The organism is Microbacterium sp. B24 (genome assembly GCF_000333415.1).
In the GTDB taxonomy this organism is placed as follows: domain Bacteria; phylum Actinomycetota; class Actinomycetes; order Actinomycetales; family Microbacteriaceae; genus Microbacterium.
Genome location: NZ_BADB01000330.1, coordinates 1 through 2,958 on the forward strand (window position 1 = coordinate 1; position 2,958 = coordinate 2,958).

Below are 2,958 nucleotides of genomic sequence, written 5' to 3' on the forward strand. Positions count from 1 at the left end.
TTCGAGATCTCCGCCGGGTCGATGTCGACGTGGACGACCTGCGCGTTCGGCGCGAACTCGTCGGCCTTCCCGGTGACGCGGTCGTCGAAGCGCGCGCCCAGGGCGACGATCAGATCGGACTCCTGCAGGGCGAGCACCGCGGGCACCGTGCCGTGCATCCCGGGCATGCCGAGGTTCTGCGGGTGCGAGTCGGGGAACGCCCCGCGCGCCATCAGCGTCGTGACGACGGGGGCGCCGGTCGCTTCGGCGAACACGCGCAGCTCCGCCGCGGCACGGGCGCGGATGACGCCGCCACCGACGTACAGCACGGGCTTCTTCGCATGCGCGATCAGCTGCGCAGCCGCCTGGATCTGCTTGCCGTGGGCCTTCGTCACGGGGCGATATCCGGGCAGCTCGATCTTCGGGGGCCACACGAACGGTGCCGAGGCCTGCTGCGCATCCTTCGTGATGTCGACGAGGACGGGTCCGGGCCGGCCCGTCGAGGCGATCTCGAACGCCGCCGCGATCGCGGCGGGAATCTCCTCGGCGGTCTTGACCAGGAACGAGTGCTTCGTGATCGGCATGGTGATGCCGACGATGTCCGCCTCCTGGAAGGCGTCGGTGCCCATGAGGTGGCTGAACACCTGGCCGGTGATGCAGACCAGCGGGACCGAATCCATGTAGGCGTCGGCGATGGCGGTGACCAGGTTGGTCGCGCCCGGACCGGATGTCGCGATCGCCACGCCCGTGCGTCCGGATGCGGCGGCATATCCCTCCGCCGCGTGGCCGGCGCCCTGCTCGTGACGGACGAGGATGTGGCGCACCGCCTCATCGTCCATCAGGGGGTCATACACCGGCATGATGGCGCCGCCGGGCAGACCGAAGACGTCCGTGACCCCGAGCATGTCCAGGGATCGGACGACGGCCTGGGCGCCGGTCATCACAGGAGCGGCAGCTCCGCGGGCAGGTGGTCGCGGCACGGCCGCGGTGTCGAGAGACATAGTGGTACCTCGGGTGTCAGATGCGTGTGAGGGCGGCTTCCCGCCCTGGTGTCACGGCCTCAGCCGGTCGTCGCGCCCTCCGCTGCGGAGCGCACGAGTTTCGAGTACTTGGCCAGAACGCCACGGGTGTAGCGCGGGGGAAGCGGCTCCCAGCCGTCACGGCGGGAGTTCAGCTCTGCGTCGTCGACGAGTAGATCGAGAGTGCGAGCCGCGATATCGACCCGTATCAGATCACCATCGCGCACGAAGGCGATAGGACCTGCGTCCACCGCTTCGGGTGCTATGTGGCCGATGCACAGGCCGGTTGTGCCGCCTGAGAATCTGCCGTCCGTCAAGAGTAGTACATCTTTTCCGAGCCCTGCGCCCTTGATCGCCGCCGTGATGGCGAGCATCTCGCGCATGCCGGGGCCGCCCTTCGGGCCCTCGTAGCGGATGACGATGACGCTGCCGGCGGCGATCTCGCCCGCCTCCAGGGCGTCCATCGCGGCGCGCTCCCGCTCGAACACCCGTGCAGGGCCCTCGAACACCGACGCGTCGAAGCCGGCGGTCTTCACGACCGCCCCTTCCGGGGCCAGCGAGCCGTGGAGGATCGTGATGCCGCCCGTGGCATGAATGGGGTCGTCGAAGCTGTGGATGACGGTGCCGTCGATCGGGTCGGGATCGAGCTCGGCGAGGTTCTCCGCGAGGGTCTTGCCGGTGACCGTGAGTGCGTCGCCGTGCAGCAGCCCCTCGTCGAGCATCGCTTTCATGATGACGGGAATGCCGCCGTGGCGGTCGACGTCGTTCATGACGAACTTCCCGAACGGCTTCATGTCCGCCACATGCGGGACCTTGTCGCCGATGCGGTTGAAGTCGTGCAGGCTGAGCTCCACCTCGGCTTCGCGGGCGATGGCGAGCAGGTGCAGCACGACGTTGGTCGAGCCGCCGAGGGCCATGGCCAGTGCGATGGCGTTCTCGAACGCCTCTTTGGTGAGGATGTCGCGCGTCGTGATGCCCTGACGCAGCAGGTTCACGACCGCTTCGCCGGAGCGGTGGGCGTAGTAGTCGCGGCGACGGTCCGCCGACGGCGGTGCGGCGGATCCGGGAAGGCTCAACCCCAGCGCCTCGGCGACGGAGGCCATCGTGTTCGCGGTGTACATGCCGCCGCACGCGCCCTCGCCGGGCGCGATCGCGCACTCGATGCGCTTGAGGTCCGCTTCGCTCATCTTCCCCGCGAGGCACGCGCCCACCGCCTCGAAGGAGTCGATGATCGTGACGTCCTTCTCCGTGCCGTCCGAGAGCTTCACCCAGCCGGGCGCGATGGAACCCGCGTAGAGGAACACACTGGAGAGATCGAGACGCGCCGAGGCCATGAGCATGCCGGGGATCGACTTGTCGCAGCCGGCGAGCAGGACGGTGCCGTCGAGCCGCTCGGCCATGACCACGGTCTCCACGGAGTCGGCGATGACCTCACGGGACACCAGCGAGAAATGCATCCCCTCGTGGCCCATGGAGATACCGTCGGACACGGAGATGGTGCCGAACTGCAGCGGGTACCCGCCGCCGGCGTGGACGCCCTCCTTGGCGCCCTGCGCGAGCCGGTCCAGGCTCAGATTGCACGGCGTGATCTCGTTCCAGCTGGAGGCGATGCCGATCTGGGGCTTGTCCCAGTCCTCATCGCCCATGCCGACGGCACGCAGCATGCCGCGGGAGGTCGTCGCCTCGATGCCGTCCGTGACGACACGACTGCGCGGCTTGATGTCGATGGTGGGATCGCTGTCCGGCATCCTCGAAGTCTATTCCCGCAGGGTGTCCCGATCGTGCGCGAGACGCGTCAACAACGACGCCAGTTCGGGGATGCCGGCCACACGGACACGTGCCGCCATCTCCCCCGGCCCGACGCGCACGCCGACGTCGCCCGGCTCGAGACTGCGCAGGGCGTCCTCATCGGTGACGTCGTCGCCCGGCGACAGGACGCGGTCGCTTCCGTCTGCGCCCG

General features: G+C 68.9%; 2 protein-coding genes and 1 pseudogene. All 3 read right to left on the reverse strand.

All coding sequences use genetic code 11. The features are described from left to right. Positions 1 to 980, reverse strand: a 980-nt coding sequence (locus tag I5I_RS08550) for a thiamine pyrophosphate-binding protein (protein ID WP_036318372.1), incomplete at its 3' end; no start/stop codon positions are given. Positions 981 to 1,039: 59 nt separating this feature from the next. Continuing rightward, positions 1,040 to 2,746 (reverse strand): dihydroxy-acid dehydratase, encoded by a 1,707-nt coding sequence (ilvD, locus tag I5I_RS08555; RefSeq protein WP_036318370.1) that lies wholly within the window; start codon positions 2,744 to 2,746, stop codon positions 1,040 to 1,042. Between the two features lie 9 nt (positions 2,747 to 2,755). Then, a pseudogene (locus I5I_RS08560) lies at positions 2,756 to 2,958 on the reverse strand (trehalose-phosphatase); the annotation flags it as partial.

Coding starts and splice junctions, on each gene's coding strand:
- ilvD (WP_036318370.1), bottom strand. CDS start 2,746: ATGCCGGACAGCGATCCCACCATCGACATCAAGCCGCGCAGTCGTGTC.